The organism is Neopararhizobium haloflavum (assembly GCF_002750855.1).
Lineage (GTDB): Bacteria > Pseudomonadota > Alphaproteobacteria > Rhizobiales > Rhizobiaceae > Georhizobium > Georhizobium haloflavum.
Map to the genome: position 1 here is coordinate 15,490 of NZ_NWUC01000006.1, position 15,706 is coordinate 31,195.

The following is a 15,706-nucleotide window of genomic DNA, read 5'->3' on the forward strand; positions in this document are numbered from 1 at the left end:
CGATCGGCCGGAACAGCCGATCGCCTTTGATTGCGAAGGATCAGGCGGCTTCCGCGGCCAGCTTCTCAGCCTTGGCGACTGCCATGTCGATCCCGCCTACCATGTAGAAGGCCGCTTCCGGCAGATGGTCGTATTCGCCTTCGACCAGCCCCTTGAAGCTCTTGATCGTATCTTCGAGATCGACGAGCTGCCCCGGCGCACCGGTGAAGACCTCGGCGACGAAGAACGGCTGCGACAGGAAGCGCTCGATCTTGCGGGCACGTGCCACCGTCGTCTTGTCTTCTTCCGAGAGCTCATCCATCCCGAGAATGGCGATGATGTCCTGAAGCGACTTGTAACGCTGCAACGTTTCCTGCACGCGACGGGCGACCTGATAGTGCTCTTCGCCGAGGATCATCGGATCGAGCATGCGCGACGTGGAGTCGAGCGGGTCGACGGCCGGATAAATGCCCTTCTCCGAAATCGAACGCGACAGAACGGTGGTCGCATCGAGGTGGGCGAAGGTCGAGGCAGGTGCAGGGTCGGTGAGGTCGTCGGCCGGGACGTAGACGGCCTGCACGGAGGTGACCGAACCCTTGGTCGTCGTGGTGATGCGCTCCTGCATGGCGCCCATGTCGGTGCCGAGCGTCGGCTGGTAACCCACGGCCGAAGGGATACGTCCAAGAAGCGCCGACACTTCCGAACCGGCCTGGGTGAACCGGAAGATGTTGTCGACGAAGAAGAGAACGTCCTGACCTTCGTCACGGAAATGTTCGGCAATCGTCAGACCGGTCAGTGCGACGCGAGCGCGCGCACCGGGCGGCTCGTTCATCTGGCCGAACACGAGCGCGCACTTGGAGCCCTCGGTGTTGCCGTCATTTTCCTTCGGGTCCTTGTTCACGCCCGACTCGATCATCTCGTGATAGAGATCGTTGCCCTCGCGGGTCCGCTCGCCCACGCCGGCGAAGACCGAGTAGCCGCCATGCGCCTTCGCGATGTTGTTGATCAGTTCCTGAATGAGAACCGTCTTGCCAACGCCCGCGCCGCCGAAGAGACCGATCTTGCCGCCACGCGCGTAAGGCGCGAGCAGGTCGATGACCTTGATGCCGGTGACGAGGATTTCGGCCTCGGTGGACTGTTCGGTGAAGTCTGGTGCGTCCTGGTGGATCGCGCGCCGCGTCGTCGTCGGCACCGGTCCGGCTTCATCGATCGGCTCGCCGATGACGTTGATGATGCGTCCGAGCGTGCCGTCGCCGACCGGAACAGCGATCGGTGCACCGGTGTCTGTCACGGTCTGGCCACGAACGAGACCTTCGGTTCCGTCCATGGCGATCGTGCGAACGCTGTTTTCGCCGAGGTGCTGCGCAACCTCGAGAACGAGACGATTGCCGAGATTGTCGGTTTCAAGCGCGTTCAGAATTTCCGGCAGATGATCCTCGAAGGTCACGTCGACGACGGCGCCGATGACCTGCGTGATCTTGCCCTTAGCGCCCGTCGGCTTGTTCGATGCAACGCTGGTGCCGGAAGCGGCAGGCGCGGCGCGCTTTGCCGGCGCCTTCGTCGCTGCGGCCGGAGCGGCATCCTTTGCCGCAGCCGATGCCTTGGTGGTCGCGGCGGCCTTTGCCGGGGTCTTCTTCGCGGCCGGCTTTTCAGCTGCCGGCGTCTTGGGGGTCGCTGCCTTAGCCATTGTTTTCGTAACCTCTGTTCAAGAGCCTCAGAGCGCTTCCGCGCCCGAAATGATTTCGATCAGTTCCTTGGTGATCTGCGCCTGACGCTGGCGGTTGTAGGAGAGCGTCAGCTTGTCGATCATCTCGCCGGCGTTCCGGGTCGCATTGTCCATGGCGGACATGCGCGCACCCTGTTCCGACGCAGCGTTCTCGAGCAAGGCGCGGAAAATCTGCACCGCGATGTTTCGCGGAATGAGATCGGACAGAATGCTTCCCGCGTCGGGCTCGTACTCGTAAATCGCACCGCCGAGCTTGTCGTCGCCGACGGCATCGTCCGTCTTGGCAGGCGCGCTGGCCGGAATGAGCTGCTGTGCGGTCGGGATCTGCGAGATCACCGACTTGAACTCCGAGTAAAACAGCGTGCAGACGTCGAATTCGCCCTTGTTGAAGAGCTCGATCACCTGACGGGCGATGGCATCTGCATCACCGAAGCCGACCGACTTCACCTCGCGCAGGTCGACACGGTCGATGATCCGGTCGCGATGGTCGCGGCGCAGGATATCGAAGCCCTTCTTGCCGACACACAGGATTTTAACCTGCTTGCCCTCGGCGAGCAGCTTGCGCGTATGTTCGCGTGCCAGCCGCACGATCTGCGAGTTGAAGCCACCGCACAGGCCGCGTTCCGCCGTGCACACGACGAGGAGATGAACATCGGACTTGCCGGTGCCCGTCATCAGACGCGGTGAATCGTCGCCCTCGCCGACGGCATCGGCGATGTTGGCGAGAACCTGACCCATGCGTTGCGAATAGGGCCGCGCTGCTTCCGCAGCCTCCTGCGCGCGACGCAGCTTCGCCGCGGCGACCATCTGCATCGCCTTGGTGATCTTCTGCGTCGCCTTGACGGAGGAGATCCGGTTTCTCAGATCCTTAAGTGAAGGCATCCGTTATCCGTCCGTTCTTGTGATGCGTGGCCTCAGGCGAAGCTCTTGGCGAACTTGTCGATCTCTTTCTTGAGATCGCCTTCGATCGTGTCGTTCAAAGCCTTTTCCTTGCGGATGGCATCGAGAACGCCCTTGCCGTCGTTGCGCATATGCGACAACAGCCCGCGCTCGAACTTGCCGACGTCGGAGACAGCCAGCTTGTCGAGATAGCCCTTCACGCCCGCATAGATCACCACGACCTGCTCTTCCGTCTTCAGCGGCGAGAACTGCGGCTGCTTCAAGAGCTCGGTCAGGCGCGCCCCACGGTTGAGGAGCCGCTGCGTTGAAGCGTCGAGGTCCGAACCGAACTGCGCGAAGGCGGCCATCTCACGATACTGGGCGAGTTCGCCCTTGATCGAGCCGGCAACCTGCTTCATCGCCTTGATCTGAGCCGACGAGCCGACGCGCGACACCGACAGACCGACGTTCACAGCCGGACGGATGCCCTGATAGAACAGATCCGTTTCCAGGAAGATCTGGCCGTCGGTGATCGAGATCACGTTGGTCGGGATGTAAGCCGACACGTCGTTGGCCTGCGTCTCGATGACGGGAAGAGCGGTCAGCGAGCCGGCGCCCTGGTCGTCATTGAGCTTGGCCGCGCGCTCGAGAAGGCGCGAGTGCAGGTAAAAGACGTCGCCGGGATAAGCTTCACGGCCCGGAGGACGACGCAGGAGCAGCGACATCTGACGATAGGCCACGGCCTGCTTGGAAAGATCGTCATATCCGATCACGGCATGCATGCCGTTGTCGCGGAAAAACTCACCCATCGTGCAGCCGGTGAACGGCGCAAGGTACTGCATCGGCGCCGGATCCGACGCCGTCGCAGCGACGACGATCGAATACTGAAGAGCGCCGCGCTCTTCCAGAACCTTGACGAACTGCGCAACGGTAGAGCGCTTCTGGCCGACGGCGACGTAGACGCAGTAGAGCTTCTGGCTTTCGTCGTCGCCTTCGTTGAGCGGCTTCTGGTTGAGGAAGGTATCCAGAAGGATGGCGGTCTTGCCGGTCTGACGGTCGCCGATGACGAGCTCGCGCTGTCCGCGGCCGACCGGAATGAGGGCATCGATGGCCTTGAGGCCGGTCGACATCGGCTCATGCACCGACTTGCGCGGAATGATGCCCGGCGCCTTGACGTCGACGCGCTTGCGCTCGTCGCCCTGAATTGGCCCCTTGCCGTCGATTGGATTGCCGAGCGCGTCGACGACGCGACCCAGCAGACCCTTGCCGACAGGCACATCGACGATCGCGCCAGTCCGCTTGACCGTGTCGCCTTCCTTGATGTCCCGGTCAGAGCCGAAGATCACGACGCCGACATTATCGGCCTCAAGGTTCAGCGCCATGCCGCGAATGCCGCCAGGAAACTCGACCATCTCACCGGCCTGAACGTTGTCGAGGCCGTAGACGCGAGCGATGCCGTCGCCAACAGACAGAACCTGTCCGACTTCGGAAACTTCGGCTTCCTTGCCGAAATTCTTGATTTGATCTTTCAGAATTGCGGAAATTTCCGCGGCGCGGATATCCATCAGCCGACCTCTTTCAGTGCAAGCTTAAGCGAGGAGAGTTTCGTTCTTAGAGACGTATCGATCTGGCGGGAGCCGACCTTGACGATCAGGCCGCCGAGAATTGAGGGATCAACCGTGACGTTGAGGGCAACGTCCTTGCCGGTAACATCCTTGAGCGCCGCCCTGAGATCGGTTTCCTGGGCAGCGGTGAGCGCATGCGCCGTCGTAACCTCGGCAGCAACCTCGCCCCGATGCGCGGCAGCGATTTCACGGTAGGAGCGGACAATTCCCGGTAGCGCAAACAGACGCCTGTTGCGCGCAACCACCTTGAGAAAATTGCCGGTGAGACCCTTGAGCCCCGCCTTGTCGACGATCGCCGTCATGGCACGCGACTGCTCGTCAGCGGAAAAAATCGGGCTGACGACGAGGCGCCTCAGGTCCGCGCTTTCATTGATAAGGGCTTCGAACTGATCCAACTCGGCACCGACAGCATCAATGGAGTTGGCATCCTTCGCCAGTTCGAACAGCGAGGAGGCATAACGTCGTGCAACACCGGAAATCATAGGGGATGTGTCTGCCACGGGCACCCAAATCTCTCAATCGAACCCAAGCCCGCCGACGGTTGAAACCGCACCAACCTCAACGCCTTGAATTTGTTGCTGTAATTATCAGGACTGCGCGCTGAAAAACACGCCTGCTCCAGAATTCGGGTGTCGTCTAACATAGGAACACCGCCACCGCAACATGCCAGAACCCCTGCTTTGGGCGCAATTCTGTCGCATCCGTGGCACCGCGGCCGCAAGGATCACCTGCAAAGGTGAACGACTCTAGAAAAGGCCAAGGGCATAGCCGGTCGGCAACACGGCGAGGACAAGCGCGAGGACAAGAGCAACGAGCGAGCCACCGCCGGCGCGGCCATGACGCGCCATTGCGACGATCTGAACCAGCACGCTAACGCCCCAGCCGGCACCGAGAGCGAGATAGATCAGCGGTTGCGCCATAAGGACGGCGATGACCCCGAAACCGATCTGCAAGCCGGCGGCCTGCGCCCTGGCGACCAGCGACGTCGGGAAATGCGTGAACAAGAGTGCAATAGCCTGCCACAGGCCGAAGAGGATCGTCGCCACCGCCGCCGCGAAGGCAAGCCATTCTGGCTGGGAACTCGGAAGATAGAACTCGATCATGAATGTCGGAACGCTCGCTGCTCGCAGATTCGCCGCAGCCCCATGGGTAGCCGACTGGGCGGCTCAGCAAAAGCCATGCAATCAAAGGAAGCTTTGTGGATTGATGTCCACCTGAACGCGCACAGAACCGCGCTCTTTTGGACCGTTGGCGATCAGGGCGCGCAGATATGCCTGGATATCCGCGCGGCGACCACCCTGGATCAATAGGCGAAAGCGGTGGCGCCCGCGAATGAGGGCAAGGGGCGCTTCAGCCGGGCCAAGGATCACGATCCCGCCGCCGGATGGTGCCGCCTGTCGCAAACCACGGGCATGGCCCTCGGCCTCTGCACGCGTATTGGCCGATACGATGATCGCGGCAAGTTGTCCGAAGGGCGGAAGGAGTGCCCGCTCTCGCTCTGCGATCTCACGCTCATAAAATGCTTCGGCATCGCCGGAGACGATCGCCTGCATCACCGGATGGGCCGGCTGATAGGTTTGAATGAGGCCATGGCTCTTGCGTCCGGTCCGCCCTGCACGTCCCGTCACCTGTGACAGAAGCTGAAACGTGCGCTCGGCCGCCCTCGGATCGCTGTTCGAAAGACCGATATCGGCGTCCACGATTCCCACAAGCGTCATCAAGGGGAAATTGTGCCCCTTAGCTACAAGCTGCGTACCGATGACGATATCGACGTCGCCCTTGGCGATCGCTTCCAGTTCCAGCCGCAGCCGTTTGACGCCGCCCAGCATGTCCGACGACAGAACGATCGTCCGTGCGTCTGGAAAATGGCCGACGACCTCCTCGGCAATTCGCTCGACCCCGGGGCCGCACGCCGCGAGATGGTCGAGCGTCCCACATTCCGGGCAGGCCTCGGGCGTGCGCTCGGCATGACCGCAATGGTGACATTGAATCTGGCCGCGAAACCGGTGTTCGACGAGCCAGCTCGAGCAGTCCGGACACTGGAAACGGTGGCCGCAGACGCGGCACAGGGTCAAAGGCGCATAGCCGCGACGATTGAGAAAGAGGAGCGACTGTTCTCCACGCTCCAGCGTCTTGCCCATCGCCTCGATCAGCGGTGGCGAAAGAAACCCACCCCGCGACGGCGGTGTTCGCCGCATGTCGATCAGCGAGAGGTCCGGCAGCGCAGCTTGCGCATATCGGCTGGTCAGCGCCAGTCGGCCGTATCGGCCCTGGTCGGCATTGACCCGACTTTCGACAGAAGGCGTCGCCGAGGCGAGCACGACAGGGAAATCGCCCAGCCGCGCGCGCACGATGGCCATGTCTCGCGCCTGGTAGAAGACACGATCCTCCTGCTTGTAGGCGGGATCGTGTTCCTCGTCGACGACAATGAGACCAAGAGATCGGAACGGCAGGAACAGCGCTGACCGCGCGCCGACGACGATGCGAACCTGACCGTCGACGACCCCGCGCCATACCTTCTCGCGCATGCGCGGCGCCAGATCGGAGTGCCATTGCGCGGGCTTGGCCCCGAACCGCTCTTCAAAACGATCGAGAAATGCCGGGGTCAGGGCGATCTCGGGAAGGAGCACCAGCACTTGGCGCCCCTTTGCAACGGCGGCTGCGATCGCCTCGAAATACACTTCGGTCTTGCCTGAGCCCGTGACGCCGTCGAGAAGACTGACCGTGAACGTGCTGGCGCGAACCCTGTCTGAAAGCGCGTCACCGGCATCTTGCTGATCCGCGCTGAGTTCGGTCTGTCCGAAGCTGGCGTCCGGCTCGGCCACGAGAGGCGCAGGCGGCAGGAGCACAGGCTCGAACGCGCCAGCCTTGACCAGTCCATCCACCACCGACACCGAAGCGCCGCTGGCATGCGCGAGCCCCGAGCGCGACCAGGCCTCGGCCTCGCCTGCGACAGCCAGAACCCGGCGACGCGCCTCCGTCATGCGTTCCGGCACAACACCCGTCGGCTTCAGCCCCGCGATCGGGGGTTCGGGTTCGAGCGCTGCGGGTGCGCGCAGCGCCATCCGCGCCACCTGCCCAGGCGGCGACAACGTGTAGCTGGCGACCCAATCGATGAAACGACGCATCTCAGGCTGAAGCGGCGGACAATCGAAGACTTGGTTGATCGGACGGAGCTTCTTGGCGTCAATGCCGTCCACCGGACCATCCCAGACGACCCCCAGCACCTGACGTGGCCCAAGCGGCACCTGCACGATCGAGCCGGGCTCGACATCGAGGCCTTCCGGCACCACATAGGAGTAGGGTCCGGGCGTCGGCAACGGCACGAGCACCGGCGCGACCCGGCGGGTTGCGGCCGGGAAAAGCGCGCCTTGCGAATCTGTCGGAAAGCGGTCCGTCATCGGGCGTGACCTTGCCCCCTGATTGGGCTAAAGGGAACCCGCAACCGCCGCCTGGAACGAGAAACGCCGCATACCAACGGAAGAGACCCTCTGATGAAATTCTTTGTCGATACGGCCGACGTCGCCGAAATCCGTGAACTCAACGACAATGGCCTCCTGGACGGCGTTACGACCAACCCGTCGCTGATCATGAAGTCGGGACGTGATTACCGCGAGGTCACCAAGGAAATCTGCGATATCGTCGATGGCCCTGTGTCCGCCGAAGTCACGGCCACGGACTTTGATGGCATGATGAAGGAAGCTGCGTCGCTGTCGGAAATTGCCGACAATATCTGCATCAAGGTACCGCTGACTTTGGATGGCCTCAAGGCCTGCAAGGCGCTGACCGACGACGGCCGCCTCGTCAACGTTACGCTCTGCTTCTCGGCAAATCAGGCATTGCTTGCTGCAAAGGCCGGCGCCACCTTCATTTCGCCTTTCATCGGCCGGCTCGACGACATCCATCTCGACGGCATGGACCTGATCCGCGAGATCCGCCAGATTTACGACAATTACGGATTCGAGACCGAGATTCTGGCCGCTTCGGTGCGCACGGCCAACCACGTCAAGGAAGCCGCCCTGATCGGCGCTGACGTCGTCACCGTGCCACCTGCGACCCTCAAGTCGCTCGTCAAGCATCCGCTGACCGACAAGGGGCTTGAGGCCTTTCTCGCCGATTGGGCGAAGACTGGTCAGCAGATCGGCTGAGTAGCGTCAAATCGGGAGCGATGGCGGCATCACTGGTCGCCATCGCCCTTCACGGCATCGCATCCTGATTTTCGCTGAGTGTCGACCATGGATTTCGCCTCGCGCATGGCGCCTTGCGGGGCATCGACACTGACGCTCACCTCGATCAGGCGCCAGGCGTTCTCGCCCAGTATGGCCTCTGCCTCCTCTTGCCCCATCGTGTCGCGATCCGCCGCCGTGACCGCCGCGCGCATATAGCGACCCGTCTCACGCACACGAACATCGATGCCTGGGTGGCCGCCGCCAAGCCCAGCAGCGATTCGCTCGGCATCCCTGGAGATATCGGTGCTGTCGACCGCTCGCGGGGCCCCATCGAGCAATTCCGCGATTGCGACCCTGCTGTTGCGCCAACCGTCCTTGACGATGGAGAGCGAGATCACGCCAGCTGCCAGCGAATCCGCCCACCAATAGCCGAACGCGATGCCTGCGATGCCGAGGATACCCGCAAGGCCCGTATGCCAGTCTGCGGCGTTCATGTCCGCGTCGGTGTGCAGGATCTTGTCGTTGATCCGGCGCGCCAGGGGGCGCTTCATCCGTCCAAGGATTACGGGTGCGATGACGGAATAGGCGAGCGTCGGGATCATCAACCAGCCGAGCCAGATGCGCTCGCCGAATATCGCAACTGTGCCGATCGTGGGATGCTCCTGCGTCACGAGCGCCGAGCACGCCTCGAAAAGCAGAAAGGCGCCCATGGCCAGCAGCGCGCAGGCCGCGCCGAAAAAGGCCAGCGATCCGACCCGATGGAATCCGTATGGAAAGTGCCGAGTTGGCGGACGCCGCTCGATCTTCGCGGCAAGGATGAACAGAAGCGGCGGAACGAGGCTGAGGCAATCCTCGATCCAGGCCGTCTTCATCGCCTGGCTGGAGCCTGTCACGAGATACATGGCCCCGATTATCGTAGCCAGCCAGAAAAGCGTCCAATACTCCAGTCGCGTCGCCCGCCTTATGTCCGCCTCGATGACCTCCGGCAATGAAGGGTGCTGGTTACTCATGCTCCGGAAGCACCTTTTCGATCCGGGTCAGAAATCCGTTCTCGCCCTTGCGCACAGCAAGCACGCGCATGCGCTCCTCATCACCGATGGCTACGGTACCGTAGGACCGGCTCAGGCCAACCTGCTCGCCAAACGGGGTGTCCGCCGGGATGCCGCCGATCGCGATGTCGATCTCTCCTTTTTCCAGCATGCTGATCAACTGGTGCACTGAGCCGTCGACAATGTCCGGCGAAGCGGAAAATGCCTCTGCTACGGCGTCGAGAGCAGCTTGATCGGTTGCGTCCATCCGCTGCGACAGCAAGCCGATGCGCAAGGTTCCACCCTGGACACGTTCGCTGGTGCTCTCCGGATCTTTCGGCAAGGAACAGCCCGAAAGGCTCAGGATCAGGGAAAGCAAAAGGCATAGAGGTGTACGCATGCTGAAACCGAAATGCCGGGCGGTGCTTAAGGAAATGCTTTTGGGCGGCGCAGGGTTCCGCCTAGACCCCGCCATCGGCATCGGCATCGTCGATCATCAGCCCGGTCCGAGAAAGGCCATCGATCCAGGTCGCGCCCTCATCGTTGCGCAGAACGCGTTTGGCGCGCACGCCGCAGCGCTCGGTGATGTGGCCGGCCAGATCAGGCGAATGAGTCACGACCCAGATCTGCGTCTGCCCGCTCGCCCGCGCGATCATGCTGGCAAGCGCCGGCAACATCGCAGGATGCAGGCTTGCCTCCGGTTCATTGAGCGCGATGAAGCGGGGAAGACGGTACGCCAGAAGCGCGCCGGCCAGAGCGAGAAAGCGCAATTGTCCATCCGACAACTCCGAGGCCTGGAAAGTGCGCTGGGGAAATTGCGGGAAGACCATGCCGAACGAGGCGTGTATATCGGGCAGCGGCACGGAAAGGCGTGCGCCTGCAAACGCCTCCTCGACGGCCCGGTCGAGATCGACCGTATCGCCGCGGATGTGGTGGAGCGTGGCGAAGACGGCCGCCAGATCGCCGCCGTCCATCGCCAGCATCGGCGCTGTCACCGCGAGGCAGGGCGCGCGCAGCGGTGAGTCCCGGTCGGTCCGAAATCCGTGATAAAAGCGCCATTGCGCGAGCGCATCGCGCACGGCGGCGACCTCGGGATTAAGCCCTCCGGCGCCAACCCGGGCCAGCCCCGTCTCCGAGGGAAGGAGACGCATCGTGTCCTCGTCCATCCTGCCGTGTTCGTCTCGCCAGGAAAGCGTCGGCCCGTCTCGCTTCAGAACGACAACCTTGCGCCGGCCCTGATCGAGAACGAGGGTCTCCGTCTTTATCTGCGGTTCGAACGGGAAACCAGCGGCAGCCGGCGGCTTCAAGCCTGCCTCGATCGTGTAGCGCCAGTCGAGGGCGCTCACGGGATCGCTCATCTCGACGGACAGTTTTACGCGCACCGGCTGACCACGCCGCCGTCGCCCTGTCCACAACACGGACGCCATGCCGCCTTCCGCGGCGATTTCATGGGCGAATGTGCCGAGCGCGGCCGCATGAACGAGGAAGAGAGCGCGGTAGAGATTGGATTTTCCCGCACCGTTGTCGCCAACGAAGAGGTTGATGTCGCCGACTTCCATACGGATGGATTGGAGCGACCGGTAGCTCTCCGCTTCAAGCGAGCGAAGCTTCATCGCGTTGTGCCAGAACCTGCGGCAAGAGAGGCGCGGCGCAGTGCCATCAGATGCGAAACGTTCTATCGGGATCGGCGGCAAGCCCATAGACGGAGTGGTGTTCGAGGGCCTTGGTCACCTGCATCGGGTCGCCGTCGAGCTCGTCCGGGGCGATCATCTCGCCGACGGTGAACTCGAAGGTCTGCTGCTTCTTGTTCAGCAACTCGTGGAAGACGGTCATGTCGCGCAATTCCGTCGACCACTTCGACAGCCAGTAGAACAAGCCCGAATTGCGCGCCGTCATGTGGACCGGAAGAATCGGCAGACCGTATTTGCGTGAAAGCGACACGGCGGATTGCTTCCAGGGCCGCTCGTTGAGACAGCCGTTTGCCCAATAGGCAATACGCCCCGAAGGGAAGAGAACGGTCACCTTCTCTTCCTTCACTGCACGCGTCGTCAGTTGCAGCGTCTCTCGCGCCTTTATCTTGCTTTTGTGCTCTTCGCGCCATTCAACGGGAATCACCATCTCAACAAATCGCGGATTGACGCGAATCGCATCGCGATTGGCGAAGAACATCATGTCCGGACGTCGATCCTTCAAGAGATCGAAAACCGCAATGCCGTCGGCGATCCCGGTGGGATGGTTCGACACCATGATAAAGCCGCCACGCTCCGGAATCCGCTCGCCGCGTTTCACGCGCACGTCGAGGTTCAGTTGAGCGCTCGCGAACTCGAATGCCTGGAAACCGGGCATGTTGGCGACGGTGTCGGCGAATTCAAGCGCCTTGCCGTAGTGCAGACCGAGATAAAGAAACGGCCGCATGACGGGCCAGAGTGGATGATTGACGAGGCGCCTGCCCCGCTCGGCGATCAATTCATCGACGACATGCCCCGGCTGGCCCTGCGAGACGAGCGAGATGGCATCCACGACACCGCCAAAATCGGGAAGCTGAAAGCGTTTCTGAGCCATAGCGAGTCCCCGCCACACGAAATCCCGACACACATCGCATCACAACATTAAACGGCAATGACAGCGTGTATTTAAGGCGGATTTCTAACATTGTAACCCTTGCATAACCATTATGCCCCAGCTTCAGGTGCGTAGCGTCGGCGATCAATTCAGATTGTGGAGTGTAATGCGTCGTGACCACAACCTTGCTGCCCGGCACGCCGGAGCTGATGGAAAAACGTCGCGAATGGCTGGCAGCTCTGGAAAGTGAGCGGCGCCTCTCACCAAAAACGGTGGAAGCCTACGAGCGCGACATGCGCCAGTTCCTGTGGTTCCTTCAGTCGCACATCGGCGCTGCGCCAAGCCTGGACGATATCCGCGCATTGCGACCAGCCGATTTGCGCGCATTTCTCGCCAGCAGACGCCGCGACGGCGCCGGACCGCGCACCCTCGGTCGCGGGCTTGCCGGCATCCGCTCGCTGCTGCGCCATCTTGAGCGCCAAGGGCTTGCCAATACGGCGGGCGCGAACGCCATCAGGGCGCCGCGCCAGCCGAAATCGCTCCCCAAGCCACTGACGGACCGGCAGGCGTTGAGTGTTGTCGATGCCCGCGAACAACTGGCCTCCGAACCGTGGATCGCGGCACGCAACATGGCGGTGCTGACATTGCTCTACGGGTGCGGCCTGCGGATTTCGGAGGCGCTGACGCTCACGGCCGCGCAGATTGGCCCCCAGACACCGTCGATTCGCATCACCGGCAAGGGAGGCAAGACGCGCGTCGTCCCACTCCTTGCCGCCGCGCGAGAAGCAGTCGAGGCCTATCGAAGGCTCTGCCCCTACCATCTTCCGGGCGATGCGCCGCTCTTTCTCGGTGCGAAAGGCGGCCCCTTGAAAGCCGGCATCGTTCAGCGTGAGATGCAGAAGATGCGCGGCGCGCTCGGCCTTCCCGAAAGCGCGACGCCCCATGCGCTGCGCCATTCGTTCGCGACGCATCTTCTGGCGGGCGGCGGCGACCTCAGGACAATCCAGGAATTGCTGGGGCATGCCAGCCTCTCGACCACCCAGATCTACACCGGTGTCGACACCGCGCGCCTCCTGGACTCCTACCGCAAGGCGCATCCGCGCGCTTAACCGATTCTTGGCACCTTCCGGAACAAGATTTCCCGATGAAGAAAGATCAAATGGCACCTCTGCACCGCACGCCCATCGGGCTATTGAAGGCGGAAGATCGATTCGCACGCATGACACTGGCGACGCTCGGTGCCGTTCATGCGATCGTGATGCTGAGCCTGATCCTTGTGCTGCTCGCCATCGGCAACCAGGCCTTTGCCCAGGAGATGGCCGATACCGAGGAGTGCGGCGGCGCGAACCTGGTGGAAGCCATGCGCCGGGACGACCCGCAGGGTCTGGAAACACTGCTTGCCGAAGCGGAAGCAACACCAAACGGCTCCGGCCTGCTCTGGCGGATCGAGGACGACGGCGCTGCTCCTTCCTGGCTTTTCGGAACGATGCATGTCTCCGACCCTCAAGTCACCGAGCTTGCGCCGGAAACGGAGAAGGCCTTCAACGCTGCGGCGACCATAGTCATCGAAACGGATGAGATCATCGACCCGGAACGGGCGCAGTCCGCGATCCTCGCGCGCCCTGAACTGACCATGTTCACAGATGGCGAAACGCTGGAATCCCTGATGAAGCCGGGCGACTACGCGCTGGTTTCTGAAAGGCTCGAGGAACTCGGGCTGCCGGTCGCCGCGGTGACCCGCATGAAACCCTGGATGGTCGCGGGCCTCATCGCCCTGCCTGCCTGCGAAATGGCACGAAAGGCCAAAGGCGAGGCATTTCTCGACAAGATGCTGGCGGAAGAGGCGATTGCCAAGGGCAAGGTCTTGAAAGGTCTTGAAACCGTCGAGGAACAGCTCACGGCAATGGCAGAACTCCCCATGGAATTCCACCTCGACGGGCTCGTCGAGACGGTATCACTCGGCCCCTTGCTGGACGACGTGATGACCACGATGACCGATCTCTATCTTGAAGGCAAAACCGGCATGATCCTGCCGATGATCCGTCAGGCAGCGCCTGCAGGCTCGCAGATCGATGGTGAGGGTTATGCCGCGTTCGAGGAAAGGATCATCCTGGCGCGCAACCGGCTCATGGCCGAAAGAGCGGTGCCGATCATCAGCGAAGGCAACGCCTTCATCGCCGTCGGAGCGTTGCACCTGCCCGGCGAGGAAGGCCTGATCGCGCTGCTGCGCGATGCAGGCTACCGTGTCACGCGGGTCGAATAGCACGGGCCGCCGGCTACGGACGGCCGATACACTCACGTCCTTCGTCTACATGTGAATGGGTTTGGCGAACGTCGCCAGGGCGGCCTCCTTGACAACTTCGGAAAGCGTCGGGTGCGCATGGCATGTACGCGCCAAGTCCTCCGATGAGCCGCCAAACTCCATGAGAACCGCAGCTTCGTGGATCAGGTCGCCGGCACCGGCGCCGACGATATGCACGCCCAGCACACGGTCGGTCTGCTTGTCGGCCAGGATCTTGACGAAGCCGTCGGTCGCCAGCATCGCGCGCGCCCGCCCATTGGCCGTGAAAGGAAACTTGCCCGCCTTGTAGGCGACGCCGGCTTCCTTCAGTTGCTCTTCGGTACGGCCGATCGAGGCCACTTCCGGCTCGGTGTAAACAACGCTCGGAATGACATCATAGTTCACATGGCCGGCTTGGCCAGCAAGGATCTCGGCAACCGCGACGCCTTCGTCCTCGGCCTTGTGCGCCAGCATCGGGCCGGCGACGACATCGCCGATGGCGTAGACGCCTTGCACGGAGGTCTGGAAATGGTCGTTGATTTCGACCCGCCCCTGCTTGTCCAGAACGACGCCGGCATTCTCGAGGCCGAGGCCGTCTGTATAGGGTTTGCGCCCGGTCGAAACGAGTACGATGTCGGCCTCGATCGTCTCCGCCTCGCCGCCCTTGGCAGGCTCGAAGGTCACGTTCGCGCCGGCACCGCCTTTTTGGACCGCCGTCACTTTCTGGCCCAGCTTGAATTCGATCCCTTGCTTGGCGAGCATCCGCTGGAATTGCTTGGACACCTCGCCATCCATGCCGCCGAGAATCGTGTCGAGATATTCCACGACCGTCACCTTGGCACCCAGCCGTGCCCAGACCGAGCCGAGTTCGAGGCCGATGACGCCCCCGCCGACAACGACGAGGCGTTCCGGCACCTTCTCAAGTTCCAGCGCTCCGGTCGACGAAACGATGACTTTCTCGTCGAATTCAAGCTCCACTCCGGGGATGCCTGCGACATCGGAACCGGTCGCGATAACGATGTTCTTCGTTTCGACCTCGGTTTCCTTGCCGCCCTCGTCGATGACGGACACCTTGCCCTCGCCCAGCACCTTGCCGGTGCCGGTGAGAACGTCGATCTTGTTCTTCTTCATCAGGAAGGCGACGCCATCGACATTTGCCTTAACTGTCGCATCCTTGTGCGCCATCATCGCTTTTAGATTGAGTTTCGGCCTGCCGACCTCCACGCCGAGCTCTGCATGGGTATGCCCCGCCTGGTGGAAGACTTCGGAGGCGTGGAGCATCGCCTTGGAGGGAATGCAGCCGATGTTGAGGCATGTTCCGCCGAGCGTCGCGCGCTTTTCGACAATCGCTGTCTTCAGCCCCAACTGGGCCGCCTTGACGGCGCAGACATAGCCGCCTGGACCGGAGCCGATCACGACGAGATCGTAAGCCATTGATATGTTCCTTTCGTTCCGTG

General features: G+C 62.3%; 14 protein-coding genes. 3 read left to right on the plus strand and 11 right to left on the minus strand.

The genetic code is table 11. The features are described from left to right. Window positions 1-40 precede the first annotated feature (40 nt). From atpD to CN673_RS13575, 6 genes are all read right to left on the minus strand, one after another. The gene (gene atpD / locus CN673_RS13550; RefSeq protein WP_099866921.1) at window positions 41-1,666 is read right to left on the minus strand and encodes a F0F1 ATP synthase subunit beta; all 1,626 of its coding nucleotides are present in this window, start codon (window positions 1,664-1,666) and stop codon (window positions 41-43) included. Window positions 1,667-1,693: 27 nt separating this feature from the next. Then, on the minus strand, window positions 1,694-2,587 hold the full coding sequence (locus CN673_RS13555) for a F0F1 ATP synthase subunit gamma (protein ID WP_099866922.1): 894 nt from the start codon (window positions 2,585-2,587) through the stop codon (window positions 1,694-1,696). A 32-nt stretch (window positions 2,588-2,619) separates the two neighbouring features. Then, complete coding sequence (gene atpA, locus CN673_RS13560; RefSeq protein ID WP_099866923.1) at window positions 2,620-4,149, minus strand: F0F1 ATP synthase subunit alpha; 1,530 nt, start codon at window positions 4,147-4,149, stop codon at window positions 2,620-2,622. Further along, on the minus strand, window positions 4,149-4,709 hold the full coding sequence (locus CN673_RS13565; RefSeq protein WP_280951185.1) for a F0F1 ATP synthase subunit delta: 561 nt from the start codon (window positions 4,707-4,709) through the stop codon (window positions 4,149-4,151). The genes atpA and CN673_RS13565 overlap by 1 nt, the downstream gene beginning before the upstream one ends. Before the next feature lie 246 nt (window positions 4,710-4,955). Next, window positions 4,956-5,312, minus strand: a complete 357-nt coding sequence (locus tag CN673_RS13570; protein ID WP_099866925.1) for a DUF4345 domain-containing protein — start codon at window positions 5,310-5,312, stop codon at window positions 4,956-4,958. A gap of 81 nt (window positions 5,313-5,393) precedes the next feature. Continuing rightward, window positions 5,394-7,610, minus strand: coding sequence for a primosomal protein N' (locus CN673_RS13575; protein ID WP_099866926.1), 2,217 nt, complete (start codon window positions 7,608-7,610; stop codon window positions 5,394-5,396). Window positions 7,611-7,703: 93 nt separating this feature from the next. Between CN673_RS13575 and fsa the strand changes: the two genes are divergently transcribed. Next, the gene (fsa, locus tag CN673_RS13580; protein WP_099866927.1) at window positions 7,704-8,357 is read left to right on the plus strand and encodes a fructose-6-phosphate aldolase; all 654 of its coding nucleotides are present in this window, start codon (window positions 7,704-7,706) and stop codon (window positions 8,355-8,357) included. 29 nt (window positions 8,358-8,386) lie between these two features. On the opposite strand, the gene CN673_RS13585 is transcribed toward fsa, so the two are convergent. From CN673_RS13585 to CN673_RS13600, 4 genes are read right to left on the minus strand one after another with little or no spacing between them, the layout of a single operon-like run. Beyond that, window positions 8,387-9,388, minus strand: a complete 1,002-nt coding sequence (locus CN673_RS13585) for a cation diffusion facilitator family transporter (RefSeq protein ID WP_099866928.1) — start codon at window positions 9,386-9,388, stop codon at window positions 8,387-8,389. Continuing rightward, complete coding sequence (locus tag CN673_RS13590) at window positions 9,381-9,893, minus strand: type 2 periplasmic-binding domain-containing protein (RefSeq protein ID WP_157928899.1); 513 nt, start codon at window positions 9,891-9,893, stop codon at window positions 9,381-9,383. The genes CN673_RS13585 and CN673_RS13590 overlap by 8 nt, the downstream gene beginning before the upstream one ends. After that, the gene (locus CN673_RS13595) at window positions 9,868-11,019 is read right to left on the minus strand and encodes an AAA family ATPase (RefSeq protein WP_099866930.1); all 1,152 of its coding nucleotides are present in this window, start codon (window positions 11,017-11,019) and stop codon (window positions 9,868-9,870) included. The genes CN673_RS13590 and CN673_RS13595 overlap by 26 nt, the downstream gene beginning before the upstream one ends. A gap of 46 nt (window positions 11,020-11,065) precedes the next feature. Beyond that, complete coding sequence (locus tag CN673_RS13600) at window positions 11,066-11,968, minus strand: GNAT family N-acetyltransferase (protein ID WP_099866931.1); 903 nt, start codon at window positions 11,966-11,968, stop codon at window positions 11,066-11,068. Window positions 11,969-12,177: 209 nt separating this feature from the next. On the opposite strand from CN673_RS13600, the gene CN673_RS13605 reads away from it, so the two are divergent. Then, window positions 12,178-13,077: a tyrosine recombinase XerC gene (locus CN673_RS13605; protein ID WP_099867169.1), complete on the plus strand. Its 900-nt coding sequence runs from the start codon at window positions 12,178-12,180 to the stop codon at window positions 13,075-13,077. 35 nt (window positions 13,078-13,112) lie between these two features. After that, on the plus strand, window positions 13,113-14,231 hold the full coding sequence (locus tag CN673_RS13610) for a TraB/GumN family protein (RefSeq protein ID WP_099866932.1): 1,119 nt from the start codon (window positions 13,113-13,115) through the stop codon (window positions 14,229-14,231). A gap of 45 nt (window positions 14,232-14,276) precedes the next feature. Here the strand turns inward: CN673_RS13610 and lpdA are convergent, their stop codons facing one another. After that, entirely contained in the window at window positions 14,277-15,683 is a 1,407-nt protein-coding gene (gene lpdA, locus CN673_RS13615) for a dihydrolipoyl dehydrogenase (protein ID WP_099866933.1), read from the minus strand. Window positions 15,684-15,706 lie beyond the last annotated feature (23 nt).

Excerpts from the sequence above, each read along its gene's own strand:
- CN673_RS13575 (WP_099866926.1), bottom strand. The coding sequence starts at position 7,610 with ATGACGGACCGCTTTCCGACAGATTCGCAAGGCGCGCTTTTCCCGGCC.
- CN673_RS13595 (WP_099866930.1), bottom strand. The coding sequence starts at position 11,019 with ATGAAGCTTCGCTCGCTTGAAGCGGAGAGCTACCGGTCGCTCCAATCC.
- atpD (WP_099866921.1), bottom strand. The coding sequence starts at position 1,666 with ATGGCTAAGGCAGCGACCCCCAAGACGCCGGCAGCTGAAAAGCCGGCC.
- CN673_RS13600 (WP_099866931.1), bottom strand. The coding sequence starts at position 11,968 with ATGGCTCAGAAACGCTTTCAGCTTCCCGATTTTGGCGGTGTCGTGGAT.
- CN673_RS13570 (WP_099866925.1), bottom strand. The coding sequence starts at position 5,312 with ATGATCGAGTTCTATCTTCCGAGTTCCCAGCCAGAATGGCTTGCCTTC.
- fsa (WP_099866927.1), top strand. The coding sequence starts at position 7,704 with ATGAAATTCTTTGTCGATACGGCCGACGTCGCCGAAATCCGTGAACTC.
- CN673_RS13605 (WP_099867169.1), top strand. The coding sequence starts at position 12,178 with ATGGAAAAACGTCGCGAATGGCTGGCAGCTCTGGAAAGTGAGCGGCGC.
- CN673_RS13610 (WP_099866932.1), top strand. The coding sequence starts at position 13,113 with ATGAAGAAAGATCAAATGGCACCTCTGCACCGCACGCCCATCGGGCTA.
- CN673_RS13585 (WP_099866928.1), bottom strand. The coding sequence starts at position 9,388 with ATGAGTAACCAGCACCCTTCATTGCCGGAGGTCATCGAGGCGGACATA.
- CN673_RS13590 (WP_157928899.1), bottom strand. The coding sequence starts at position 9,893 with ATGCCGATGCCGATGGCGGGGTCTAGGCGGAACCCTGCGCCGCCCAAA.
- atpA (WP_099866923.1), bottom strand. The coding sequence starts at position 4,149 with ATGGATATCCGCGCCGCGGAAATTTCCGCAATTCTGAAAGATCAAATC.
- CN673_RS13555 (WP_099866922.1), bottom strand. The coding sequence starts at position 2,587 with ATGCCTTCACTTAAGGATCTGAGAAACCGGATCTCCTCCGTCAAGGCG.
- lpdA (WP_099866933.1), bottom strand. The coding sequence starts at position 15,683 with ATGGCTTACGATCTCGTCGTGATCGGCTCCGGTCCAGGCGGCTATGTC.